This is a genomic window from Corynebacterium nasorum (assembly GCF_032821635.1).
Lineage (GTDB): Bacteria > Actinomycetota > Actinomycetes > Mycobacteriales > Mycobacteriaceae > Corynebacterium > Corynebacterium kefirresidentii.
Genome location: NZ_JAVBIE010000005.1, coordinates 129,839 through 153,748, shown reverse-complemented (window position 1 = coordinate 153,748; position 23,910 = coordinate 129,839). Strand labels below are relative to the sequence as shown.

At 58.7% G+C, this 23,910-nt stretch carries 21 protein-coding genes, 1 tRNA gene and 1 pseudogene; 10 read left to right on the top strand and 13 right to left on the bottom strand.

Going from position 1 to position 23,910, the window contains the following annotated elements; genetic code table 11:
* Nucleotides 1–24: 24 nt before the first annotated feature.
* Both RAE07_RS06120 and scpC read right to left on the bottom strand, forming a co-directional pair.
* Nucleotides 25–97 (bottom strand) — tRNA-Lys (locus tag RAE07_RS06120).
* Nucleotides 98–205: 108 nt separating this feature from the next.
* The gene (gene scpC / locus RAE07_RS06115) at nucleotides 206–1,708 is read right to left on the bottom strand and encodes a succinyl-CoA:acetate CoA-transferase ScpC (protein WP_200288676.1); all 1,503 of its coding nucleotides are present in this window, start codon (nucleotides 1,706–1,708) and stop codon (nucleotides 206–208) included.
* 191 nt (nucleotides 1,709–1,899) lie between these two features.
* Between scpC and dusB the strand changes: the two genes are divergently transcribed.
* Complete coding sequence (gene dusB, locus RAE07_RS06110) at nucleotides 1,900–3,045, top strand: tRNA dihydrouridine synthase DusB (protein ID WP_239205549.1); 1,146 nt, start codon at nucleotides 1,900–1,902, stop codon at nucleotides 3,043–3,045.
* A 101-nt stretch (nucleotides 3,046–3,146) separates the two neighbouring features.
* Nucleotides 3,147–3,875 (top strand): phosphate signaling complex protein PhoU, encoded by a 729-nt coding sequence (phoU, locus tag RAE07_RS06105; protein WP_317001543.1) that lies wholly within the window; start codon nucleotides 3,147–3,149, stop codon nucleotides 3,873–3,875.
* Nucleotides 3,876–3,944: 69 nt separating this feature from the next.
* On the opposite strand, the gene pstB is transcribed toward phoU, so the two are convergent.
* The 5 genes from pstB to mshD form a co-directional block, all read right to left on the bottom strand.
* Complete coding sequence (gene pstB / locus RAE07_RS06100; protein ID WP_317001542.1) at nucleotides 3,945–4,718, bottom strand: phosphate ABC transporter ATP-binding protein PstB; 774 nt, start codon at nucleotides 4,716–4,718, stop codon at nucleotides 3,945–3,947.
* Nucleotides 4,719–4,770: 52 nt separating this feature from the next.
* On the bottom strand, nucleotides 4,771–5,685 hold the full coding sequence (pstA, locus tag RAE07_RS06095) for a phosphate ABC transporter permease PstA (RefSeq protein ID WP_317001540.1): 915 nt from the start codon (nucleotides 5,683–5,685) through the stop codon (nucleotides 4,771–4,773).
* A gap of 14 nt (nucleotides 5,686–5,699) precedes the next feature.
* A complete protein-coding gene (gene pstC, locus RAE07_RS06090; RefSeq protein ID WP_023019858.1) occupies nucleotides 5,700–6,746 on the bottom strand; it encodes a phosphate ABC transporter permease subunit PstC in 1,047 nt (348 codons plus the stop codon).
* A gap of 121 nt (nucleotides 6,747–6,867) precedes the next feature.
* On the bottom strand, nucleotides 6,868–7,971 hold the full coding sequence (pstS, locus tag RAE07_RS06085) for a phosphate ABC transporter substrate-binding protein PstS (RefSeq protein ID WP_179386949.1): 1,104 nt from the start codon (nucleotides 7,969–7,971) through the stop codon (nucleotides 6,868–6,870).
* A gap of 213 nt (nucleotides 7,972–8,184) precedes the next feature.
* A complete protein-coding gene (gene mshD / locus RAE07_RS06080) occupies nucleotides 8,185–9,102 on the bottom strand; it encodes a mycothiol synthase (protein ID WP_317001539.1) in 918 nt (305 codons plus the stop codon).
* Nucleotides 9,103–9,135: 33 nt separating this feature from the next.
* Here mshD and RAE07_RS06075 point away from each other — a divergent pair, with 33 nt between their 5' ends.
* Nucleotides 9,136–9,963, top strand: a complete 828-nt coding sequence (locus tag RAE07_RS06075; RefSeq protein ID WP_200288673.1) for an LmeA family phospholipid-binding protein — start codon at nucleotides 9,136–9,138, stop codon at nucleotides 9,961–9,963.
* On the opposite strand, the gene RAE07_RS06070 is transcribed toward RAE07_RS06075, so the two are convergent.
* Nucleotides 9,947–10,984, bottom strand: coding sequence for a diacylglycerol/lipid kinase family protein (locus RAE07_RS06070; RefSeq protein ID WP_234288162.1), 1,038 nt, complete (start codon nucleotides 10,982–10,984; stop codon nucleotides 9,947–9,949). The two genes, RAE07_RS06075 and RAE07_RS06070, sit on opposite strands and share 17 nt — an antisense overlap.
* Before the next feature lie 53 nt (nucleotides 10,985–11,037).
* Between RAE07_RS06070 and RAE07_RS06065 the strand changes: the two genes are divergently transcribed.
* Complete coding sequence (locus RAE07_RS06065) at nucleotides 11,038–11,733, top strand: heme-binding beta-barrel domain-containing protein (protein ID WP_317001538.1); 696 nt, start codon at nucleotides 11,038–11,040, stop codon at nucleotides 11,731–11,733.
* On the opposite strand, the gene RAE07_RS06060 is transcribed toward RAE07_RS06065, so the two are convergent.
* On the bottom strand, nucleotides 11,730–12,593 hold the full coding sequence (locus RAE07_RS06060) for an aminodeoxychorismate lyase (RefSeq protein ID WP_317001537.1): 864 nt from the start codon (nucleotides 12,591–12,593) through the stop codon (nucleotides 11,730–11,732). The genes RAE07_RS06065 and RAE07_RS06060 overlap by 4 nt on opposite strands.
* Nucleotides 12,594–12,623: 30 nt before the next feature.
* Between RAE07_RS06060 and ygfZ the strand changes: the two genes are divergently transcribed.
* Nucleotides 12,624–13,688 carry a CAF17-like 4Fe-4S cluster assembly/insertion protein YgfZ gene (gene ygfZ / locus RAE07_RS06055; protein WP_317001536.1) on the top strand — a complete coding sequence of 355 codons (1,065 nt, stop codon included), beginning with the start codon at nucleotides 12,624–12,626 and terminating at the stop codon, nucleotides 13,686–13,688.
* Nucleotides 13,689–13,828: 140 nt separating this feature from the next.
* Nucleotides 13,829–14,023, top strand: a complete 195-nt coding sequence (locus tag RAE07_RS06050; protein WP_023019866.1) for a DUF3073 domain-containing protein — start codon at nucleotides 13,829–13,831, stop codon at nucleotides 14,021–14,023.
* Between the two features lie 86 nt (nucleotides 14,024–14,109).
* Here the strand turns inward: RAE07_RS06050 and purM are convergent, their stop codons facing one another.
* Genes purM through RAE07_RS06035 form a run of 3 tightly spaced genes read right to left on the bottom strand, consistent with a single transcriptional unit; the run spans nucleotide 14,110 to nucleotide 17,092 of the window.
* Entirely contained in the window at nucleotides 14,110–15,162 is a 1,053-nt protein-coding gene (gene purM / locus RAE07_RS06045; protein WP_023019867.1) for a phosphoribosylformylglycinamidine cyclo-ligase, read from the bottom strand.
* A gap of 18 nt (nucleotides 15,163–15,180) precedes the next feature.
* A complete protein-coding gene (gene purF, locus RAE07_RS06040) occupies nucleotides 15,181–16,677 on the bottom strand; it encodes an amidophosphoribosyltransferase (protein WP_248100191.1) in 1,497 nt (498 codons plus the stop codon).
* 10 nt (nucleotides 16,678–16,687) lie between these two features.
* A complete protein-coding gene (locus tag RAE07_RS06035; protein ID WP_317001534.1) occupies nucleotides 16,688–17,092 on the bottom strand; it encodes a sterol carrier family protein in 405 nt (134 codons plus the stop codon).
* A 33-nt stretch (nucleotides 17,093–17,125) separates the two neighbouring features.
* Here RAE07_RS06035 and RAE07_RS06030 point away from each other — a divergent pair, with 33 nt between their 5' ends.
* Together RAE07_RS06030 and RAE07_RS06025 are read left to right on the top strand one after the other, a co-directional pair.
* Nucleotides 17,126–18,136 (top strand): acyl-CoA thioesterase, encoded by a 1,011-nt coding sequence (locus RAE07_RS06030; RefSeq protein WP_239205537.1) that lies wholly within the window; start codon nucleotides 17,126–17,128, stop codon nucleotides 18,134–18,136.
* Between the two features lie 134 nt (nucleotides 18,137–18,270).
* A complete protein-coding gene (locus tag RAE07_RS06025) occupies nucleotides 18,271–19,431 on the top strand; it encodes an asparaginase (protein WP_317001533.1) in 1,161 nt (386 codons plus the stop codon).
* On the opposite strand, the gene trhA is transcribed toward RAE07_RS06025, so the two are convergent.
* Nucleotides 19,428–20,090, bottom strand: coding sequence for a PAQR family membrane homeostasis protein TrhA (gene trhA, locus RAE07_RS06020; protein ID WP_317001546.1), 663 nt, complete (start codon nucleotides 20,088–20,090; stop codon nucleotides 19,428–19,430). The genes RAE07_RS06025 and trhA overlap by 4 nt on opposite strands.
* Nucleotides 20,091–20,252: 162 nt before the next feature.
* Here trhA and RAE07_RS11980 point away from each other — a divergent pair.
* Both RAE07_RS11980 and RAE07_RS06015 read left to right on the top strand, forming a co-directional pair.
* Nucleotides 20,253–20,444 (top strand): annotated as a pseudogene (locus tag RAE07_RS11980) (hypothetical protein).
* A 511-nt stretch (nucleotides 20,445–20,955) separates the two neighbouring features.
* Nucleotides 20,956–23,901 carry an SNF2-related protein gene (locus RAE07_RS06015; protein WP_317001545.1) on the top strand — a complete coding sequence of 982 codons (2,946 nt, stop codon included), beginning with the start codon at nucleotides 20,956–20,958 and terminating at the stop codon, nucleotides 23,899–23,901.
* Nucleotides 23,902–23,910: the final 9 nt, after the last annotated feature.

Genomic DNA, 23,910 nt, shown 5'->3' with positions numbered 1-23,910 from the left:
CACCCTACCGGGTGGCTCCAGTTGTGGGCCCTGTGGGGATCGAACCCACGACCTGCGGATTAAAAGTCCGTAGCTCTACCAACTGAGCTAAAGGCCCAACGTCGTTACATCTTAGCTTGCGACATTTGCAAAGTCCTAATTAGGGGGCGTCGGCAAGCGAAAGGCGCCCAGCTCACCGCTGAGCGCTCGCCAGGACACAGTTAGATTAGCCGCGCATATCGCCCTTTTCCATGAAGTTCACCTGGAAGTCGAAGGCGGTCTTCAAATCGTGCGGGGTGTGCTGGAACTTGTTTTCCTTGGCACGCTTGAAGTAGTCCTCCAGCAGCGGACGGTAGTCCGGGTGAGCGACAGAGATAACCTTCTCCACGCGCTCCTTCGGAGCCAGTCCGCGCAGGTCAGCTGCTCCATACTCGGTAATGATGACCATGGTGTCGTGCTCGGTGTGGTCCGTGTGAGACACGAAAGGAACCAGCGCGGAAATGGCGCCATCCTTGGCCACGGACGGCGAGACGAAGGTGGAGATATAGGCGTTGCGGGTGAAGTCACCCGAGCCACCGGTGCCGTTCATGATTCGGGAGCCGGAGACGTTGGTGGAGTTGATATTGCCGTAAATATCGGCCTCAATCATGCCATTGGAAGAAATCAGGCCAACGCGGCGAATGACCTCTGGGTGATTGGAGACCTGCTGTGGGCGAAGAATGATGTGCTTGCGGTAGCGCTCTGCCTCCGCGTTCATCTTCTCGGCATACTCCGGGGAAAGGGCAAAGGAGGTAGCAGAGGCCATGGTCATCTTGCCGGCGTCAATTAGATCAAGCATGCCATCCTGGATAACCTCGGTGTAGGCTTGGATATTTTCAAACTTGGAATCCAGGAGGCCAGCCATCACGGCATTTGGCACGTTGCCCACGCCGGACTGCATGATGAACTTGTCATACTCAAGGCGGCCGGCAGCCACCTCACCCTCAAGGAACTCGATGAAGTTTGCAGCGATCTTTTCCGAGATCTCGTCCGGCTCCTTAAACGGCGCGTTGCGGTCGGGGGCATCGGTCTTGACCACTGCGACCACCTTCTCCTCCGGCACCTCCATGTAGGTGGTACCGATGCGGTCACCCGGCTTGGTGATAGGGATCGGCTGACGGTTCGGCAGCTTTTCGATGCGGTAGATATCGTGCATGCCCTCGAGGTTGATGGACTGCCACTCATTAATCTCGATGATGATCTTATCCGCAGCCTCAATATATTCGAGGTTATTGCCCACGGCGGAGGACGGGACGACGTGGCCTTCCTCGGTGATGCGCACAGCCTCGATGATGGCTACTTGGAAATCACCGTAGAAGCCCTCCTCTACTTGCTGGCCAGAGTGAGACAGGTGAATGTCCTGGTAGAGCGCGGTTCCGTCATTGAACTGCTTACGCAAGGTGGGATCGGAGTTATAAGGAGAGCGGAAGCGAATCGCCTCAGCTTCCGCGAGGACGCCATCGCAATCCGGAGCAGTAGAGGCACCAGAGAAGACATCGATCTTAAATTCCTCGCCCTTTTCGTGCAGGGCCTTGGCCTTTTCTGCGATGGCGGTAGGCAGGCCCTTAGGGTAGCCAGCGCCGGTAAAGCCGGAAATGCCTACGCGATCACCGTGGTTTACGTGCTGAGCAGCCTCTTCTGCCGAAACTACGAGCTTCTGAAACGGGGCATACGCGATTCTTTCGGACAAGGGTAATCCTCCTTCATCGAGAGACTAGCCAAAATAACGGCCGTCCTAATTAGTTACACAGACCACATTAGCGAATCTTTGCAAGATTTCCACCACATTTGTGTGACCCCCACCCCATAAAACGGAAATAAGGAACGCCACCACTGTGGCCCTAGTTGCTATTTTGGCCCGTCAACTAGCACAATTGGGGCGTGAATTTGCGCATTGGACACTACGATCTCTCCTCCCCCGTCATCCTCGCCCCGATGGCGGGGGTAACCAACGTTGCTTTCCGCACGTTGTGCCGCGAGCAGGAATTGGCGCGCACTGGCACGGTTTCCGGCCTCTACGTCTGTGAGATGGTCACCGCCCGCGCGCTAGTAGAGCGCAATGAAAAGACGCTGCACATGACAACCTTTGCTCCGCAGGAGGATCCCCGATCACTGCAGATTTATGCGGTGGATCCGGAATATACTTACAAGGCAGCAAAGATGATCGTGGACGAGAACTTGGCGGACCACATTGATATGAACTTTGGCTGCCCGGTTCCCAAGGTGACCCGTCGCGGCGGTGGATCCGCTTTGCCTTATAAGCGACGCCTCTTTGGCAATATTGTCTCCGCCGCCGTCAAAGCTGCTGAGGGCACCGACATCCCAGTAACGGTAAAGATGCGCGTAGGCATTGACGATGAACACCATACGCATCTTGATGCGGGGCGCATCGCCGTCGAATCCGGCGCCGCCGCCGTTACCTTGCATGGCCGTACCGCCGCCCAGCGCTATTCCGGTGAAGCACGGTGGGACGAGATCGCCCGACTAAAAGAGCACCTAGCAGACACTGGAGTCCCGGTTTTGGGCAACGGCGATATCTTCCGCGCCGAGGATGCGCGCCGCATGATGGAACAGACCGGTTGCGACGGCGTGCAGGTCGGGCGCGGCTGCCTCGGCCGCCCGTGGCTCTTTGCGGAGCTCGGCGCTGCCCTTCGCGGCGAGTCCATCCCAGCTGAGCCCACCCTGGGTGAGGTTACCCAGGTTATTCTCCGCCACGCAGAGCTACTCGCAGAGCACGATGGCGAGGATAATGCTTCCCGCGACATTCGCAAACACATTGGCTGGTACCTGCGCGGCTTCCCAGTCGGCGGCCAAGTACGCGCGGGCTTGGCCAAGGTGGATTCCCTCGACGCACTGCGAGAGCTCCTAGCCCCATGGGCAGATTCCGACGCCTTGGCTGCCGACGCCGACGGTGCCCGAGGCCGCCAAGGTTCGCCTTCCAAGGTGGCATTGCCAGATGGCTGGCTCGACGATCCGGAGGATGAATGCGTTCCCGTCGCCGCAGATATTATGAATTCCGGCGGTTAACCTTATTAGGGCATCAGAGCACCCTGGGGTATATAGGTATCGTGCATTTATCTTCCACTTAAGTTGCGCGGGAATGGAAAGTTTTCGCTATTATTTCTGGCATGCGTGCTGCCTACAGGGAACACTTAGACAACTTCTCCCATGACCTCATCGTCATGTGCGATACCGTGCGCACCATCATGGATAAGGCCTCACAGGCGCTAATCCAGGGCGTTTTGGAATCTGCCGAAGAAGCTCTCACTATGACTGAGGAGCTCGATGAGATCCGCACTCGATGCTCGGAGCGCGCCGTAAAACTTTTAGCACTAGAAAACCCCATGGCGCAGGATCTCCGCCAAGTTGTCTCTTCCATCTATATCGTGGAAGACCTCTACCGAATGGGAAAGCTTGCCCAACACATCGCGGATTCCGCACGCCGCCGCCACCCCGATCCCGTGGTGCCTGCGAACTACATGGGCTACTTTGAGGAGCTGTACCGTCTCACTGAAGAGATGGGTTCTGTGCTGCACAATATTCTCGTTACTCCCGACGCGGATCTATCCGTGAACCTTCGCGCCGATGACGACACCGTGGACGATATCAACTCTCATCTTTTGCGCCTCCTGACCCAGCGCGAGTGGGAAGGATCCGTCCGAGAGGCAGTGGAGACCTCGCAGATTACGCGCTATTACGAGCGCTATGCCGACCACTGCGTTTCGGTTGCCGGCCACATTATCTATTTGATCACTGGGCTGCTGCCCCACGACTATGCCAAGAAGCTAGAAGAGAGCAAGAAGGACGCGGAGTTCGAGGCCCGTATGGCCGAGCTGGAGCGTCAGTTCCGCCGCTAAGGAATAAAAACTAAGAAACGGGCCGGTTCGAATGAACCGGCCCGTTTTCTCGGACAATCTCTCTACTCTTTAGCCAAAGCGGCCAGAGATATAATCCTCGGTCTCCTTCTGGGAAGGATTCTCGAAGATCTTGGTGGTGTCATCGAACTCCACCAGGTGACCCGGCTTGCCGGTTGCTTCCAGGGAGAAGAAGCCGGTCTTATCGGACACACGGGCTGCCTGCTGCATATTGTGGGTCACGATGACGATGGCGAAGTTCTCCTTCAGCTCGTGGATAAGGTCCTCCACGGCGAGGGTGGAAATCGGGTCTAGGGCGGAACAAGGCTCGTCCATGAGCAGCACCTCTGGCTCCACGGCGATGGCGCGGGCGATGCACAGACGCTGCTGCTGACCACCGGAAAGGCCGCCGCCCGGCTTGTCCAGGCGGTCCTTGACCTCGTCCCACAGGTTGGCGCCGCGCAGGGACTTCTCCGCGACTTCCTTGAGCTTCTTCTTGTTCTTCTCACCGGAAAGCTTGAGGCCAGCCACGACATTGTCCTCAATGGACATCGTGGGGAACGGGTTAGCCTTCTGGAAGACCATGCCGATGGTGTTGCGTACGGATACTGGGTCAACCTTTGGTCCGTAGATATTGGTGCCATCGAGCAGGATTTCACCCTTTACCGAGGCGCCGGGAATGACCTCGTGCATACGGTTGATGGTGCGCAGCACGGTGGACTTACCGCAGCCGGAAGGGCCGATGAATGCGGTCACGGCCTGGGCCGGGATCTGCATATTCACGTTCTGCACGGCGTGGAAGTCGCCGTAGAAAATGTTCACGTCATTGAGCGCGAGCTTAGACATTTGGGAGTTTCTCCTCTAGCAAGTGTATGGCGGAATCGAGTGTTACGGCGTTTTACTTCTTAACCGAGAACTTTGCGGACACGATGCGGGCCGCAATATTGAGGACGGCGATGAGGATAACCAGCGTCAAAGCTGCACCCCAGAGCTTGTCCAGCACGGCTGGCTGAGCGCCAGCCTTGTACATATCCAGCATCATCAACGGGAGCGAGGACTGAGATCCCTTGAAAGCGTCCCAGTTGATGACGGAGGAGGAGCCAACCAAGACCAGCACCGGCGAGGACTCACCCATCACACGGGCAATCGCCAGCATGATGCCGGTGACGATGCCGGACAGGGCGGTAGGCAGAACGATACGGGCGATGGTCTTCCACTTTGGTACACCGAGCGCGTAGGACGCCTCACGCAAGTCCATTGGGACCACGCGCAGCATCTCTTCGGTATTGCGCACCACAATCGGAATCATCAGCAGTACCAGGGACAGCGCCACGGCGAAGCCGGAGCGGCCGAAACCGAAGAGGGTGATCCACATGGCGAAGATGAACAGAGCCGCAACAATGGACGGCACACCAGACAGGATGTCCACCATAAAGGTGGTGACGCGGCCAAGCCATCCACCCTTGGAGTACTCCACCAGGTAAATAGCGGTGAAGATGCCGATGGGAATGGAGATGACGGAAGCCAAAATGGTTTGCACGAAAGTACCCACGATTGCGTGGGCAGCACCGCCGCCAGCCGAGCTATTCATGATGCCGCGCTGGGAGGCGGTCCACCACTCAGGGTTGAGGATTACGCCACTACCGCGGGCGATGAGTTCCCACAGAACCCACACCAGCGGGACCATAGCCAAAATCATTGCGCCCCAGACCACTGCAGTGGCGATGTTATTGGTCATCTTGCGGGAGTCGGAGATGTCCAGGAATGTCGCGCCGCCTTGGGAGGCAGGCTTGGCATTAGTTGTCGTAGTCATTGATCCTCCCCTCCTTACTTCTTCTTCACGATGGCGCGGGCAATTGCGTTGACCACGAAGGTCAGCAAGAACAGCATGAGGCCGGCGGCGATGTAGGCACCAGCGCGCATCTCGTTACCGAACTCGGCAGATGCCAGGGCGATGGCCGTGGCGAAGGTCGTGCCGCCATCGAAAAGCGAGAAGCGGAAGTCAATCAGCGGGGAGACGACCATGTACAGCGCCATGGTCTCACCCAGCGCACGGCCCAGGCCGAGCATGGAGCCTGCGATATAGCCGGACATGCCGAATGGCAGCACGGTCATGCGGATAACTTCCCAACGGGTAGCGCCCAGCGCCAGGGCGGATTCCACCTGGCCTGGAGGGGTCTGCACGAAGACCTCGCGGGCGGTGGCCGCGATGATTGGCAGAATCATCACGGCGAGCACGATGCCACCGGTAAACAAGTTGCGGCCGGTAGCAAAAGAGGGCGAGTTATCGAAGACATGGAAGAGGAAGAAGCCGCCGGCCCAAGACTCCATCCAGGAGTAAAAGCCGGATAGCGCCGGGCCGAGAACCTGCCAGCCCCACAGACCATAAACAATGGAAGGAACCGCAGCGAGCATGTCCACCAGGAAGCCGAGAGGTTTGACCAAGCGGGCAGGCGCGTAGTTGGACAGGAAGATGGCAATGGCCAGGGCCACCGGCATAGCCAGCAGGAGGGCGAAGACGGAGATAAGGACGGTGGTACCGAACATGGTCGGGATACCGAACTTCATCGCAGAAGTATCGGTGGTCTCCCAACGGCCACCATAGGTAAAGAAACCCAAGATGCCGCCGTCGTTGACTCCCAGGGCGGGAACTGCACGCCACAGCAGGAAGGCGGCAATAGCCGCAATCATGACGGTAATAAGTGTTGCCGAAGCAGTGGACAGGAACTCAAAGACACGATCGCCTGGGCGCTTTACGCCGCTATTGGAGCTGGTGGTAGCTACCTCTTCGTGTCCGCTGGTGGAGACTCGCTCGGCAGCGGTGATATTCGCGTCCGCCTGCTCTGGAGCCGTGGTGAGATTATTGTCTGCCATGAGACTGTTAATCCTTTTCAGCGTTGAAAATGGAAAATATCGTTACATACCTGCGCCCCCAAAGCGCGAATCGTGTGCGGCAGTGGGGGCGGGAGGTATTAAGCTTTTACAGCTTTAGCGCTTACTGCAAAGCGTCAACAGCAGCCTTCAGCTTGTCCAGGTGAGCACCCTCAACCGGGATGAAGCCTTGCTCAGCCAGCTGGTCGTCCTGGTGATCCAGGACGGTGGTGAAGAAGGACTTGACCAGCTTGGAGGTCTCCTCATCGTAGCCCTTGGAGCAGACGATGTTGTAGGTGGTCAGGATGAGCGGGTATGCACCCTCGTTATCGGAGGAGAACAGTGCCTCAGAGTCAACAACCATGTTGTGCTCGGAGTCGGTCTTCTTGAACTCCAGGTTTTCCAGAGCCTTGTTGACGGACTCGGTGGAGAGCTCAACTGGGCCGTGGCCGAAGTCAATCTTGGCCTTCTTAACGCCCTCGCCTTCCTTCTGGTCTGCAAAGCCAGCCTCGACGTAGGTGATAGCACCGTCGATGCTTGCAACCTGGTCAGCAACGCCGGAGGAACCGTTAGCGCCCTCACCAACAGAATCCGGGAACTGCTTGCCCTCGGAGTCCCAGTCGCCCGTAGCGGCCTTCAGGAACTTCTGGAAGTTTGCGGAGGTACCGGACTCGTCGGAACGGAAGATGACGGTGATGTCCTTGTCCGGCAGGTCGGTGCCCTCGTTGTCAGCGGCGATAGCCTTGTCGTTCCACTTCTTGATTTCGCCCTTGAAGATCTTGCCCAGGGTCTTGGTGGAAAGGTTAATCTCGGTGTCACCCAGGTTGTAGGCGATTGCAACCGGGCCGATGGTGGTTGGCAGGTGCCATGCCTCGTTGCCGTCGCAACGCTTAGCGGCAGCCTCGACCTCGCCCTCGTCTTCCTTCAGGGCGGAGTCAGAACCAGCGAAGTCAGCCTGGCCGTTGGTGAAGGCCTCAACGCCGGCGCCGGAACCGGAAGCATTGTAGGACAGGGAAGCGTCTGGGTGATCCTCGGAGAACGCGGTTTGGAAGTAAGACATTGCGTTCTGCTGGGAGGATGCACCGTCGCCGACGAGCTCGCCGGAGACGTCCTCGCCGCCAGCGGAATCGGAGGAGGAGCCAGACTCCTCAGAGCAAGCTACGAGAGCGGTAGAGGTTGCGGCTACGATGCCGAAGATTGCGGCAGTGCGCTTGAAGTTGCGAATCACGGGAAAACCCTTTCCGGTGCAGATCAGAGATTGATTGTCCGAGGAAACCGCATCTCTTAGAGAGATTTTCCTGCATCCCGCTCCGCCTTCTGGGGCGGGATGCAGGTGCACAGGTGCGGTTAACTCACAGGGTGTAAAGCTATCCGCAGTATCTGACCAAAAGGGTTCTAGGAGGTGAACTCTGAGTGAACAAACACGGCCCACCCCATGACTTTAGTCACACGCACCCCATACAACGTGTTCTTCATCAACTTTAAAGCCCAGGCGCTCATATGCTTTCAGCGCCGGATCATTGTCCGCTTCCACATAAAGAATTCCCCGCTGAGCACCCTTTTCCACCATGCGACGCAGACCAATCTGCAGCAGCGGTCCACCCAATTTCTTGCCGCGATAGTCCGCAGCCAAGCCCACCACGTAGACCTCACCGAATCCCGGGGCTTCCTCCGCATGCCATTTGGTCCAGTGGAAGCCGGCTAGGACCGGATCTCCTGCCGTATCCCACAAGAAGAGCAGGTCAGCGGGATCAAACCAATCCGCCTCCATGCCGCGGTGCAGGCGATCTATATCCCAGCCACCTTGCTCAGGGTGCCAGGAAAAAGCCTCATTATTTGCCTTGAGCCACTGCTCCTCCACAAACTCCTGCCCCCATTTTGCTACCGACTCGGAGTAATTGAGCGCCGTCAAAGGCACGTCCTCGGGACGGGCGACAGCAGCGAGCTCTTCTCCCCCAATACCCATAACCACTAGCTTACGGGTGACCTGCAGACCTCGGGAGTGTGCCAGGGCCTGTGCGGCCGGCAGGTTCCCGTGGGCCCAGGCCTGGAGATTGGGGGGTTCCGCGGCGGCGTCGTAAAGCAAAGCCCCATAGCCCTGTCCGCGGAAATCTGGGGCGATAAATAGCTCGGCGGTGGAACCATCCAGCCCAGCCACGCCGCACGGCTTCTTATCTACCCACGCCACCAAGTGGCGATGCTGCAGGCGGGAATCAGTGAGGCCATTAAGGAACTGCTCTGAAAGGGGCGCCATTCCATCCACACGTTCGGCCTGCTCAGCAAGCTCTTCTAGGCGGCTCGCCAGCTCCGGGGAGTCCGGCAGGTTTTCTTCCGTGATACTAAAGGCATTGCTAGTCATAGACCCCAGAATACGTAGGGTAAGAATGAAGGGGTGAGTGTTCTAAGAATTGACCGGCGCATCGTACACATCCTCCTCGTGGTGTGCGTATTCATTGCGGCCTGGGTGGCGGATGCCTGCGTGGCTATGCACACGGAACACAAGGTGGCACAGGCCGTAAAAGCCAATTCACGGCTGGAAAATACGCCAGATGTCTTTATCGGTGGCACCCCCTACGTGTGGGCTGCGGCCTCGAAGGAAATTCCCTATTTGGAGGTCAAGGCGCTCGACGTGGAGGTGCCCAAGCTGGGAATGGTCAATGCTTCGACCGTACTGCGCGATATTACAGTGACCCCAGAACAAGTAATGAACGGCGATATTGAGGGCGCGCCTGTTTCTACCTACTCGCGCGGCATTTCCTTAGACGGGGTGGCGTTGGGCCGCCTGCTGGGAATTACCGATCTATCCATTGCCAACCCAGACGATATCTCCCCTTCCGGTGGCACCTCCGCGGAAGCTGAGCTGACAGGCACCCTGCCTGGCGATACTCACAAGTCCACCGCCAAAGTCACCCTCCGCTTAGTCGGGCCGGAGTTTCGCATGCAGGTCTATGACACCGATGACGAGCGCCTGCAAAAGGCCTTTTCCCTCAACTTTGATACTCGCCAGCTTCCGCTTCCGGCCCAGGCTACCGCGGTAAAAATGCAGGGCGGCACCATCTCCTTCGAAATACAGCGCCGCAATATCAAGGTGCAGCTGGCCCAACTCTCTCCTCTGGAGATTGAAGGCTCGGAGCAAAAGGCCGTGGAAGAGGCAGAAAAGAAAGCCGCCGACACCAAGCACCGGGTGGGACCTGCGCCGCAGGCTAGCGCAGGCGGATAAAGTCCCGGAGCACTTCCTTCATCGTGCGCTTATGGACTTCTCTCCTATCCTGCGGGGCGAATACCTCGATGGCTTCCTTCACGGAGGCTAAGGTAACGGCATCGAAGCGCCCCTCAGATTCCCCGTCGGCCTGGAAGCGCTGCGGTTCGCGGCAGACCAGTTCGACGCGCATGGCATCGTCGAAGGCCACGGTCTTTTCTTTGGTGAGCTTATTGAGCCATCCACGTTTATCGGCGCCAAAGAGGTGCAGCAGGCCGACGACGCCGCCAAGTCCGCTAAACTCCTCCAGGCCAAAAAGAGCAAGGCCCTCATCAAAAGAATTGCGCGGATTGGTCACAACCGGCAGAGGGCCTAGGAAGGTCCACGGGTTGGTATTGGAGGTAAACATGAGCGGCACATCGTCTTTGCGCAGCTGCTCGCCGGTGCTGGATTCGGCCTTAACCGCAATATGCGGTGGATTCTTCCGCGCGCGGCTCCACGCCCGAATGGCAACATTGAGATAGCGCAGTGGAGTGGCAGAAAATCCTTGCTCGCGCGCCCGGTCCACGCGCGCCAAAACATCCGCATCCAAGCCGAAGCCGGCATTGACGGCAAACCAGCGATCGTTCCACGTGCCCAGGTAAATGGTGCGACGGAGGTTGCGCTCCAGCATGCGCGCCAATACGTGAGTGGCTTCCACCGGAGTGTTGGGAAAACCTAGAGCGCGCACGAAAACATTGGCAGACCCGGTAGGAATTACGGCCAGTGCGGGGATGGAGTGGGGGTCGGGGCGCTGCCCATCGGCCGGGCCGAGGAGCCCGTTGACTACCTCGTTGACGGTCCCATCTCCGCCTACAGCGATAATGACGTCATAGTCATCCCTGGTCATTCCCTTGACCATCTCTTCGGCGTGGCCGGGGTGGTGCGTAAATTGCACCTTCAGGCGCAGCCCCTCCACCGCTTGTAGGCAAGGAACGATTTGGCGGAAAAGGGCGTTGGTTTGTGAGGTCGAGTTGGGATTCGAGATCATCAATGCATGCACGAGGCCCAAGTCTAGTAGTTAAATAGGCGGGTTCACGACTAGGCTGGACGCCCATGAGCGAAAATAATAATGAAACCACTCCCGAAAACATCGAAACCACCGCGGCTTCCCACCCGGAAAATGATCCGGGAAAGCTCAACGGCAACGATGCCGTGAACCAGGCCGCCGAGCAGTGGAAAGACGCCGCTAGCCGCAATATCCCCGCTCTCGAGCTGGGCGATACCCCGGTACCGGACGATACCGCTAACCTGCGCCAGGGCCCATCGCTGCACGACGGCCTGCTAGGACTGCTCCCCCTCGTGGGCGTCTGGCAAGGCGAGGGCCAGGCACACGATACGCAGGGCCAGGAATATACCTTTGGCCAGCAGCTGGTCATCGCCCACGATGGCGAGAATTACCTCACGTTTAGCTCCCGTACCTGGAAGATTGATACCGAGGGCAAGCCGGAAGGCCCCTCCGTGCGCGAGACCGGCTTCTGGCGCATTTCTGAAAAGGATGAAATCGAGGTCACTTACACCTCTTCCAACGGCATTGTGGAAATCTTCTACGGCGAGCAGTTCAATGACCGCGCATGGCAGCTGGAGTCCGCCTCCACCATGGTCACCGAAACCGGACCGAAAAACCTGGGGCCGGGCAAGCGCATGTACGGCCTGATGCCCAATAACAACCTGGGCTGGGTAGACGAGCGCATGGTTGATGGTGAGATGCGTCCCTACATGTCCGCAGAGCTCACCCGTATCGCTGGCTAGTCCCCTAGCGCTTTATCAATAAGGTCGCGGATAACGTCCACGTTATCCGGGGCCTTTAATTTTTTGTCATTAAGCCGGGTGACTCGGGCGGCAACGCGCACCGAAGACACCAGCCACACTGAGTCCGCCTTTTCCACATACTCCACGGTGAGCGGCTTGGCCTTACAGCGATAGCCCTCCTTTGTGGCGTGGGCAAAAAGGGCCGCCTGCGTGGTTCCGGGAAGGATGCCGCGGCCGGCGGCGGTGCGCAGTTTCTCTCCCTTGACGGCCACCACGGTCGAGGTTGCGCCCTCGAGGATTTCTCCAGTGTCCGGATCGGTGAGGATGAGATCCTCAAAGCCCTTCTCTCGCGCCATGCGCAGCATCGCCATCGTGGCCGCATAGTTGAGCGTCTTGGCGGGTAATTCCTCAGCTACGTGCCACAGGCGCGGGCTGGTCATGACGGCTACGCCGTGCGCGCGCTGTTCTAGGACCCTTTCCTCGATGGGTTGAACCACGACCCAGGCGCTCGGCCTTCCCGTAGAGGCGCGCCCGCGGGTATAGGTCCAGGTGCATTTAGCATCCCCTGTCTCGTCCCCGCAGAAGTCCGCGATGGCGAGACGCGTGGCTTCTTCCCACTTGTCCATGGGCGGCTCCGGCAGGTTCATCGTGCGGGCTGAATCGCGGAAGCGCTGCGCGTGGCGCTGCAGGTTAGCGGCTTTTCCGCCGCGCACGAGCAGGGATTCAAAGATGCCATCGCCGCGGGTGACCGCGGCATCGTCCGCGTAGACGAGAGGCAGCGTGGGCAGATGCCTGCGTACCGACCCTCCAAAGGGCTCCACAACGTAGATGACCGGCTCTTTTCGCGGCGAGAACTTCATACCTTTGATTATGCCCTACCATCGGTAGTTGTGAGTTATTCTTCGCCTCTTCTGCAACGCACCGGTGCCGCGGAGCACCAGGACGCAACCGTACTCGATGCCCAAGGCGTGGCCTGGCACTATGGCAATCCACTGGGTGAGCAACGGGCTGCCGATGGCGGCACCATAGTCATCGACCGTTCCCAACGCCGCGTCATCCGTGTCAGCGGCAAGGACGCCGCCGAGTTTCTTAATAATTTGCTTTCGCAAAAGCTGGATACCGCCCCCGTGGGCTTTAGCGCCGGTGCCCTTGACCTAGACATCCAAGGACATATCCTCCACCACATGGATATCGTCCGCACCGAAGACGCCTTTCTTATCGACGTCCCCGCGGCCCAATTCGACTCCCTTTTTAAGTTCCTCACCATGATGGTCTTTTGGTCCGAGGTCACCGTAGAGGAAGCCGATATCGCCATCCTCACTCTCCTGGGTGAGACCGATATTCCCCTACCACCCATGGTGGAGTTTTCCCGCCAGGTTCAGTGGACCGGAATCAATCGCGTTGACCTGGGAGTTCCGCGCGAATCCTTGGTTGAGGCAACGAAGCTCTTGGAGGAATCCGGCGCGCGACTGGCCGGGCTTATGGCGTTTACCGCCGAGCGTGTGCGGGCCCGTCAGCCGGAGCTGGCAGCGGATCTAGATAATAAATCCATCCCCCACGAGGTACCGCAGTGGATTAGCCGTAGCACAGATAATCCGGCCCACGTCCACCTCAATAAGGGCTGTTACCGCGGTCAGGAAACGGTAGCGCGCGTGGAAAACCTCGGCCGTTCCCCTCGCCTATTGGTGCAGCTGCACCTCGACGGCTCAGCCCCGCAACGGCCGAATGTGGGCGATGACATTACTTTCAATGGACGTAAGGTAGGCCGCATCGGCACAATCGTGGATGACTGCGATTTTGGCCCCATTGCTCTAGGCCTGGTGAAGCGCTCTGCGCTGGACGCCGGCACCCTAGAGGTGGGCGATACGGCGGCTTCAATTGATCCTTCTTCCATCCCCGAAGATGAGGGCCCCAAGGCCGGACGTGAGGCGGTAAACCGGCTGCGCGGACGTTAGATCTCCCACTAGCTAGGGGGCGGTGCGGAATTTTTTCGTCACACAGGCTATTGTGTCTTACAGGAAGATACTCAATAGACAAGTCGATGGGGCGCCCAAGAATCCCTGGCGCGCCCTACTAACCCAAGGGGGTCATGCACATGGGACGCGGACGCGCAAAGGCAAAGCAGACCAAAGTTGCACGCCAGCTCAAGTACAACTCACCCGAGATGGATATCGAGTCCCTACAACGGGAACTCGCCGCACAGCAAGAGGGTGACTCCCGCGATTATGAAGAGGATGACCCATACGCCGACTACGTCGATGAATGGGATGACGACCGCGACGAACGCTAATCTTCCGCTCGCCGCTGGATAGTTCAAGGGCCCTAGGATTTCCTAGGGCCCTTCCTCATGCCCTCCCCTGGCAGGGCAAGGCACTTTTAGAAATTTGGGTGCTCGCCGTGCATGAGCACGCGCGGCTCCTCGCCAGAGGCGGAGCGAACGGTGCCCAACTCCCACGCATCGATGTGGCGCGCGGTAAGCATTGCTAGGGCGCGGTCGCGGTCTTCAGGGTTGACCACGGCAATCATGCCCACGCCCATATTGAAGGTCTTCTCCATCTCAGCCAGCTCCACCTTGCCCACTGAGGAGATGAGCTTGAAGATCTGACCCGGGGTCCACGAAGCGCGGTTAATATCGGCGGCTAGGCCTTCCGGGATGACGCGCTCGAGGTTGCCGGCCAGCCCACCGCCGGTGACGTGGCAGAAGGTGGATACGGAGCACTCACTGGCCAAAGCCAAGCAGTCCTTGGCGTAGATGCGGGTAGGCTCCAGCAGCTCCTCTCCGAGGGGACGGCCCAGCTCTTCTACGTGGCCGTCGAGAGGCATGCCAGCCTGCTCCAAAAGGACGTGGCGGGCCAAAGAGTAGCCATTGGAGTGCAAGCCGGAAGACCCCATGGCGATGAGCACGTCGCCATCACGGACCTTATCGGGGCCAAGCACGCCATCAGCCTCAACGACGCCTACCGCGGTGGCGGAGACATCGTATTCATTTTCTTCCATCATGCCGGGGTGCTCGGCGGTCTCGCCGCCCAATAGCGCGGCACCGGCCTGCACACACCCCTCGGCGATGCCCTTGACTACCTCGGCCACCTTTTCCGGCACGACCTTGCCCACGGCAATATAGTCCTGCAGGAAAAGCGGCTCCGCGCCGCAGACGACGAGATCATCGACGCACATGGCGACCAAGTCGATGCCGATGGTGTCGTGCTTGTCCATGGCCTGGGCCACGGCCAGCTTGGTGCCAACGCCATCGGAACCCGCGGCCAAGATGGGCTCCTTATAATCGCCGAGCTTAAACAGGCCGGCAAAGCCGCCGAGGCCGCCAAGGACCTCGGGGCGGGTGGCGCGCTTGGCGTGCGGGGCGAAAAGCTCAACTGCGCGGTCGCCCTCTTCGATGCTGACGCCGGCTGCGGCGTAGGTATTGTCACTCATGGTTTCAAAAGTCCTTTGTTATTTGGTGCCGAGCAAGGTGCGCACGGCGTCTGCATTGGAGTTTCCGGCGGGCAGGCCGAGCGGGTACTCGCCCGTGAAGCAAGCGGTGCACAGCTCGGACCGGGGCTGCTCGGTGGCGGCCACCATCTCCTCAACGGAGACAAAGCCCAGGGAATCGGCGCCGATGGTGTCACAGATGGTGGCGCAGACGGTTTCCGGATCGTCGGAAGGGCTGGCATTAGCAATCAGCTCACCTGGGGAGGCGAAGTCAATGCCGTAGAAGCACGGCCACTTCACCGGCGGGGAGGCGATGCGCACGTGCACCTCAGCGGCGCCGGCCTCGCGCAGCATGCGGATGAGAGCGCGCTGGGTATTGCCGCGAACGATGGAATCATCCACCACGACCAGCTTCTTGCCGTTAATGACCTCGCGCAGCGGGTTGAGCTTCAAGCGGATGCCCAGCTGGCGCAGGGTCTGAGTCGGCTGGATGAAGGTGCGGCCCACGTAAGCGTTTTTGACCAAACCATGGGCGAAGGTAATGCCAGATTCGCGGGCGTAGCCCACGGCGGCTGGATTACCGGATTCGGGAACCGGGATGACGAGGTCCGCGCCCTCGGCCGGGTACTCGCGGGCTAGGCGGCGCCCGATGTCCACGCGGGAGGCATTCACGGAGCGACCCTTGATATCGCTATCTGGACGGGCCAGATAGACGTATTCGAAGACGCAACCGTGACGCTTGGCCGGCGCGAAGTTTACGGAGCGGATGCCGGCCTCATCGATGGCGACGAGTTCGCCGGGCTCAATTTCGCGGATGAACTGGGCGCCGCAGATATCGAGCGCGCAGGTCTCGGAAGCTACTACCCAGCCCTTGGCCAGGCGGCCAAGGACAAGCGGGCGCACGCCGTGTGGGTCGCGGGCGGCGTACATGGTGTGCCCATCAGTAAAGGTCAAGCAGAACGCGCCCTTAACTCGCGGCAGCAGGTCGCGGGCGGAGTCAAAGACGGAGGTGTCTTCATCCACGCCGTCGGCAAGCAGCATGGACAAGCACATGGAGTCAGAAACGGATTCCTCGTGCGGCTTGATGAGGCCGCGTTGCACGGCTTCCTCGCGCAGCTCCAGGTAGTTGACCAGATTGCCGTTGTGCCCAAGGGCAATGTCTACCCCGGTGGAAGAGGTAGAAAACATGGGCTGCACGTTGGACCATTCCTTGCCGCCGGCGGTGGAATAGCGCGTGTGGCCCACCGCTACGTTTCCTTGCAGGGCGGACAGGGTGGATTCATCAAAGATATTGGCCACCAAGCCCATGTCTTTGAAGACGACGATACGGTCATCATCGCCCACTGCAATGCCAGCGGCCTCCTGGCCACGGTGTTGCAGGGCGAAGAGCCCAAAGTAGGTCAGCTTGGAGACTTCCTCCCCAGGAGCCCAAACGCCATAGACGCCGCATTCTTCGCGGGGCTCCTGCTCATTGTGATCGTCAAGATTGGTGATACTAGGAGTATGTACTTCTACCACGGCGTTTATATTAGCCTGTCGCGCCGCTGGAAACTAACGGAATGAGCGGCAACCACTGCGCGATTTCGCCCGCGCGGGAGCCGGAAGCATCCACGCGACCAGTGCCTACGGACTCTTCCCAGTCCGCCAATCCGGTGGCAAGACGCAGCCATGTCTCCGGGTCGGTCTCCACCACATTGGGTGGGGTGCCGCGGGTATGGCGGGGCCCTTCAATGCATTGCACCGCAACAAATGGGGGTACGCGCAGCTCCACGGAATGTCCCGGCGCGTCGGCCTCGAGGGTGCGGGCGGTGCGCCGGACGGCGTCGGCAAGCTGGGCCCTACCTGGCTTATCATGCTCCGCCGGGGCAGCAACCCAGTCTTTAATGGCCAAGACGGCCGCGCGGGTAGCGGCGGGATCGACGGGCTTTTTCATAACTACATCATAACTACTGTTATCTTGTTGTTTATGTCACCTACGCCTTCCGTTGCGGAAAATCAGAAATCGCCGGCGCTGACGCTGCGCTTTATGGCATCGCCAACCGACGTCACCATGGCCGGCGCCCCCGGCATCAGCGGCGGACGCGTCCTGGAATGGATTGATAAGGCCGCCTATGCCTGCGCCGTGCAGTGGTCCGGCCAGTACTGCGTGACCGCATACGTGGGCCATATTCACTTCACCCGCCCCATCCCTTCCGGGCACATCGTGGAGGTACGCTCGCGCATCGCCATGACCGGCCGGTCTTCCATGCACATCGTCAATGAGGTGCTTTCGGCTGACCCGCGCGAAGGCATCTTCACTCGCGCCTGCGATTGCCTGGTCATCTTCGTAGCCAAGGACCCTGCCACTGGCAAGTCCACCCCGGTGCCGCCCTTCGTGCCGGAAACCGATGAACAGTGCCGCGTAGAAGAAGCAGCCAAGTCCCGCATTGAGCTGCGCAAGGCCATCGAGGCGGAGATGGAAGAGCAAACCTATGACGGGCCTTCCGATGCCCCGCGTATGGTCAACCGCTTCCTAGCCAAGCCCACCGACGTCAACTGGGGCGGCAAGGTCCACGGCGGCACCGCCATGCAATGGATCGATGAGGCCGGTGCGGCCTGCACCATGGAGTGGTCCGCCGAGCGCACCGTAGCTGTCTATGCCGGTGGCATCCGCTTCTACCGCCCGATTTCCATCGGCGACCTCATCGAGGTCGACGCCCGCATGATGCGTACCGATACCCGCTCGATGCAGATGTCCATCCACGTCCGCTCCGGCAACCCCCGCGGCGGCCGTGAGCACTTGCAAACCGCCATCCATGCCACCGTGGCCTATATCGCCCTCGATCATGATGGTCAGCCACAGGTGGCCCGCCCCTTCCATCCGCATACCGAGGAAGATAAGCGCTTGGCCGAGCACGCCACCGTGCTGCGCGAGCTACGCGCCAAGTACTCGCCAAAACCTTTGGTGGTGGCGCCGACAAATCAGCACATCGATTAACTGCGCTCCCCTCGTTTCGGTGTTAATAAGTCCATAGTGGGCGGCGAACACGCCTTCTTTCTGCTTTAGATGGACTTATACGCAGACGACGTTTCCTGCCGTCTGCTCTTATATCCACACAGAAACGAGGGAATATGCACACCCCAACTTTGCGCCGGTCGGTACGCACCGGCCTTGCCCTGATAGCTTCGGCCTGCCTCTTGGCGTCCTGCCAGAATCCGGATAACCGCCCAGCGGACGAAACTTCGGCCACCACACCCGAGTCTTCCGCCTCGCACAGCCCCACCAGTTCTGAGCCCGCGACCACAGAAGCACCTGAAACCTCCGCCACGGAAAGCGAGGGCCCACGCGCCACCGCCGAGGGACACGTGGTGGTCCTTTCTACCGGCGGCACTATCGCCAGCACACACGATAAGACTGGCGCGGTGGTGCCTACCGTTACTGGCTCCAAGTTGGTGGAACCGCTTTCTGGCACCTTTGATAACAACAAACTCACGTTAGAGGTCAAAGACATTGCTAAGCTGGATTCTTCCGCGATGACCTTGGACGATACCGATAGCATTATCACGGCCGTAAACAAGGAACTGCGTCGCGATGATGTCGATGGTGTTGTGGTAACCCATGGCACCGATTCCATGGAAGAGACCGCCATCGCTGTCGATACCTTCCAAGACAGTGCGAAGCCGGTGGCCTTAACCGGTGCAATGCGCCCCTTTGATGATCCGAATCCAGATGGCCCGGATAACTTGGCGCTCGCGGTGAAGACCGTCACCGATCCCGCCAATAGGGGCCGCGGCACGTTTATCGCCTTTGCGGATCAGGTCATTCCTGCCCGCGGCGCTTTCAAGTCCGATACGTCCAAAGCCGATGGCTTTGCCAATAACAATGGCGAGAAGCAGCCTCAGCGCCCGAAGGCTCTGAAGTTTAAGCCACTGGGCAATACCCGCGTCGATATTATCGCCGCCTACCCCGGCGCGCCGGCTGATCTCATCCAGCGTTCCTTGGACAGCGGCGCCGAAGGCATCGTCATTGAGGGCATGGGCGCCGGCAATATCGGCGACGAGCTAGCCCAGGCTGCTCAGGCCGCGGCCAAGAAGGTTCCGGTGGTGCTCACCACCCGCGTGGATCACGGCCCAGTGGAGGGAATCTACGGCGGGGCCGGTGGCGGTGCCACGCTTGCCGACGCCGGCGTTATCTCCTCTGGCACCCTGCGCGCTCCCCAAGCACGTATGCTGCTTGCCGCCGCGATTACGACCGATACCGATCCCGGGGAGCTTTTCCCTGACGCTGACTAAGCAGCGCCTTGGACTACGACCATCCACACCGCCACGAGGTGTACCACCGCCGCCGCGATGGTCGCGGTGTGGAAGTGCTCGTGGTAGCCGTAGTAGCGCGCGTTGCGCCCTGGCCATTTGAAGCCATAAACCAGCGCGCCTAGCGAATACACCACGCCGCCGGCGAAGAGCAGCCAGACCACCGCGGCCCCCGCCTGCGTCCACAGCGTGGGCAGCAGCGGCAGCACGAGCCATCCCAACGCTAGGTAGACCACCACGTCGAGCCAGCGCGGGTGGCTAATCCACACCAGGTTCAAAATCACGCCGAGAATCGCTCCTGCCCAGGCAACACTTAGCATCCATGCCGCCTGCTCCGGCGATAACACGATGAGGCACAGCGGCGTATATGTCGCGGCGATAAATACCGAAATGGTCGCGTGGTCCGCTCGCCGCCACCACTGCACCGTACGCGCGCTCGCCCACGGGTAGCGGTGATAGAGCGCGGAGACGCCAAAAAGCCCCACCAGCCCCACGCCATAGACAGTCACACCAAGCCCCTGCCACCAGTGCAGCGTCATCCATGCATAGGTAATGAGCACGGTGGAGGCAATCACCGACAATAACGCCGCTATTGCATGCCCCCAGCCACGGCTAAGCGGCCTCGAACCGCGGTCCGCCATCCAATAGGTTCGCTGGACAAAACCCGGCCCCGGCGCGCTATCTGCATGCAACTGTGCCACGGCGATACTCCCCTTCTACTGACCCGGCAACGGACAACTTACGATACCGTAAGTGTACGAGTAGAGGCGGAGGACATCAAGGGGAGATACTTGGAAGCTGAAGTGTCCCAGGTTTTGGTCCGTCTGAGTAGATGGGAAAATCTGGACAATTCCGAGAAAATTTGACCAGGATGCCAAGGACCGTGTGGTCCACCTTGTGGAGGACCGCATTTTGGCGGAAAACATATTGATGCAAGCCGTGTGCTGAGGAGTAGGCCCACAGCTGGGGTTTCATGGTACACAGTTCGTCTATGAACTTTGATGGGCCCGCCGTGCCGGGAACATACCAGAATCTGTGCCTGAAGATTTGGTCGCCGAAAACGCGATGCTACGCCGTGAAAATCAAGAACCGCGCGATACTAATGAGCTGCTGAAGGCTGCCTCAGCTTTTTCGCGTCGAAACCAGGCACAAAACGTTAAGAAATGATCCGGTTCATCGATGAACACCGGAATCGTTTCACTGCCCGAGTTCATCTGTAAGACGTTGAAAAATAGCCGGGCTAGTGGGTTTATCACCTCGCGTGGTTATCGCCAGTCCAAGGCAAGGCTCCACCAAAGGTTGAGATACCGATTCCCGGTCGCGGACGAAACCGAATTCTGGAAGCAGAACCCGCCACAGGCAATTATTAAAAATCAAGGCAAATGCCCAGGACCAAAACTCGGGACACTTCAAAATCTACTGGAAGTGTCTCACCCATCACGCCCCGCCCGCTACAGTTGAATGACGCTGACCCATGCAAGCAGTTTCACTACATCGGGAAAAATTATGATTCAGAGCCCAGACCAGTCTGTACCGGAGAACACACGCCGTGAAAAGCCCGAAATCTCCTTCGGACTACACCTCTCCAACCATCAAGCGAAGTACTTCGCGCACGAGCTTGAGCGGAGTTATGCCAATGACCATGTCGGCAAGCTTGCAGGACTGCTTTTCGACGCCCAGGTGGAACCTAAGCCTCACCAGATTGAGGCAGCATTATTCGCGCTGAAGGGGAACGCGACAAGAGGCGTCGTGTTGGCTGATGAAGTCGGCCTCGGTAAGACGATCGAGGCGGGCATTGTTATTACGCAGTATTGGGCAGAGCGTAAACGCCGCATCCTGATCGTTGCTCCTGCCAGCCTCCGGCAGCAGTGGAAACAGGAGCTGTACGAGAAGTTCTTGATCCCATCCGAGCTGCTTGACTCAAAATCCAAGGCAACGCTTCTGGCTAACAAGACGCCTGGTCAGGTCTTGATTGCCTCTTACGAGTTTGTCCAACAAAACAAGGCGGATCTGATGCGCCCGTGGGACTTAGTCGTTGCCGACGAAGCCCACCGGCTACGTAACTTCTATAAGGGCAAGAAGCATGCCAAAGTAGCGCATTCGGTCGGTGAGGTTTTTGATGGCGCAAACAAGGTAGTGCTGCTCACCGCAACCCCACTACAGAACCGCCTTGAAGAGATCTACGGTCTTGTCTCTATTTTCGACCCAGAGTACTTTCGGTCTATCGATGTTTTCCGCGAACGGTATGTGAAAGCAGGAAGCACCGAATTCAGCCCTGATGACTTGGCGGAGCGCGTCGGCCAGTTGACCAAGCGCACCTTGCGGCGTGATGCAGAGAAGTACATCCGGTTCACCAAGCGTGACCCATTGACCGTAAAGTTCCAGCCTTCACAAGCGGAACTGGATCTTTATGACCTGGTCAACGCCTACCTCCAACGCGATACCTTGTACGCGTTCAATGACTCGCAGCGAGCACTTTCTTCGCAGGTGATGCGCAAGCGGTTGGGTTCCTCAACATACGCCGTGGGAATTACGCTTCGTAGAACAGCGAATCGGCTGACAGAGGAGCTGGCAGCAGGCCAGCCACAGGACAATCGCATGCCACCGTTCGATTTCGTTAACGACATGCTTGATGAAGAGCAGGCAGCATATGAGGTGTTTGGTGACCTCGTGGAGAAGCACGAGGACTGGTCGGACCCGGAAGTCCGCAAAAAAGTGCAGAGCGAGATTGATGAGCTCAGAGAGTACGCAACGCTCGCGGAATCGATTCACCAGAATCAGAAGTCGCTGAAACTCGGGGAGGCCATTGAGCGCGGCTTCGCACGGCTGCGTGAGGTCGGTGCTCCCGAAAAGGCCATCATCTTTACAGAGTACAGCGACACCCAAAACTTCATCGCGGAAACGCTGCGACAAGCAGGGTACGGGGAAGGGCTGGTGCTGTTCAACGGCCAAAATGATTCACCTGAGGCGACTGCGATTTATCAGGAGTGGCTCACAAAGAATGTTGGTAGCGACGTCATTACCGGCAACCCCTCGGCGGATCGTCGAAAAGCTCTTGTTGATTACTTCCATGACTCCGGCTCGATCATGATCGCAACGGAAGCGGCATCAGAGGGAATCAACCTGCAGTTTTGCTCAATGCTGATCAACTACGACCTGCCGTGGAACCCACAGCGGGTGGAACAGCGTATCGGCCGCATTCACCGTTTTGGCCAGAAACACGACGTTGTCATCGTCAATTTCTTCAATGAGGGCAATGAGGCTGAGGCTCGCATCTTGGAGCTGCTGGAGAACAAATTCCATCTCTTCGATAGCGTTTTTGGCGCTAGTGACGAGGTGTTGGGCCGCATTGAGAGCGGCTTCGATTTCGCTCAGGAGATTGCGAAGATCTACGACAGCTACCGCACTGCTGACGAGATCAATCAGGCATTCAAGGAACTTGAGAAGAAATACGCCGCCACTGTGAGCAAGGACATGGCTGAGGCGAAGGCGAAGGTTTTCGACAACCTTGATCCGTCAGTGCGTGACCGCTTGAAGTCCTACGACGAGCAGTCTGGTGAGGTACTGAACAAGTTTGAGCGGCTGCTCCTCCTCCTGACCATTCACGGCTTACAAGGCAAGGCCACGTTTGAAGGCGACGGCCGCAACTTCGTGCTGAACACGCCACCAGCTGCGGGTATTGCGACTGGCCGCTACCACTTCAAGTCCTCACCAAGCGACAATTCTAAGCAGTACCGCTATCACAGTGATCTCGCGAAGTTCGTCATCGATGGCACGCTGACAGCGGACACGCCGTGCCAGACCCTCGTATTCGACATCGGCAAGTCCGACCGTGCTAGCTCCCGCATGAAAGAATTGGCTGGACAGTCTGGATCCCTCACTGTCCGGGGGTTGACGTTCAAGATGAAGGCCAACGACAGTGACATTTCCGAGAGCTACTTGCTCGCTGCCGGCATCACCGATTCCGGCGAGGTACTGAACCAAGAAGATGCAGCAGAGATGATGGATCTGCGTGTCGTCGACACGTTGGATATAGCAGGGCCACTCAACACGGATCTGTTTGCGGCAGCGATCGACCAGCAGCGGGAGTCTCTGGAAAAGGAAGTCCAACACCGCAACTCGAGCTACTACAACCAACAAGAGGAACTGCTTGAAAGTCAAATCCTTGACCTCGACACAGAGCGCAGGAAAGCGGTCCGTGAGCTTGAGAAGAAGCGAAAAGAACTGCGCAGAAAAGCCACTCAAGCTGACGACCCGATGGAGCAGCTGAGGTTCAAGAAAAAGGCCCGCAATCTTGACGACGAAATCGATTCGATCGAGGACCAATATCGAAGAGAAAAGCGAAACCTGCGCGATAATGTCGATGAGTTGCTTATTCTGATTAGACAGTCGCTTCAGGGCAAACGGTCTGAAAAGGAACTGTTCACTATCCGGTGGCAGATCAAAGCGTAAACGAAGATA

Excerpts from the sequence above, each read along its gene's own strand:
- phoU (WP_317001543.1), top strand. The coding sequence starts at position 3,147 with ATGCGTGCTGCCTACAGGGAACACTTAGACAACTTCTCCCATGACCTC.
- pstB (WP_317001542.1), bottom strand. The coding sequence starts at position 4,718 with ATGTCTAAGCTCGCGCTCAATGACGTGAACATTTTCTACGGCGACTTC.
- pstA (WP_317001540.1), bottom strand. The coding sequence starts at position 5,685 with ATGACTACGACAACTAATGCCAAGCCTGCCTCCCAAGGCGGCGCGACA.
- pstC (WP_023019858.1), bottom strand. The coding sequence starts at position 6,746 with ATGGCAGACAATAATCTCACCACGGCTCCAGAGCAGGCGGACGCGAAT.
- mshD (WP_317001539.1), bottom strand. The coding sequence starts at position 9,102 with ATGACTAGCAATGCCTTTAGTATCACGGAAGAAAACCTGCCGGACTCC.
- RAE07_RS06065 (WP_317001538.1), top strand. The coding sequence starts at position 11,038 with ATGAGCGAAAATAATAATGAAACCACTCCCGAAAACATCGAAACCACC.
- RAE07_RS06060 (WP_317001537.1), bottom strand. The coding sequence starts at position 12,593 with ATGAAGTTCTCGCCGCGAAAAGAGCCGGTCATCTACGTTGTGGAGCCC.
- RAE07_RS06050 (WP_023019866.1), top strand. The coding sequence starts at position 13,829 with ATGGGACGCGGACGCGCAAAGGCAAAGCAGACCAAAGTTGCACGCCAG.
- purM (WP_023019867.1), bottom strand. The coding sequence starts at position 15,162 with ATGAGTGACAATACCTACGCCGCAGCCGGCGTCAGCATCGAAGAGGGC.
- RAE07_RS06035 (WP_317001534.1), bottom strand. The coding sequence starts at position 17,092 with ATGAAAAAGCCCGTCGATCCCGCCGCTACCCGCGCGGCCGTCTTGGCC.
- RAE07_RS06030 (WP_239205537.1), top strand. The coding sequence starts at position 17,126 with ATGTCACCTACGCCTTCCGTTGCGGAAAATCAGAAATCGCCGGCGCTG.
- RAE07_RS06025 (WP_317001533.1), top strand. The coding sequence starts at position 18,271 with ATGCACACCCCAACTTTGCGCCGGTCGGTACGCACCGGCCTTGCCCTG.
- trhA (WP_317001546.1), bottom strand. The coding sequence starts at position 20,090 with ATGGCGGACCGCGGTTCGAGGCCGCTTAGCCGTGGCTGGGGGCATGCA.
- RAE07_RS06015 (WP_317001545.1), top strand. The coding sequence starts at position 20,956 with ATGATTCAGAGCCCAGACCAGTCTGTACCGGAGAACACACGCCGTGAA.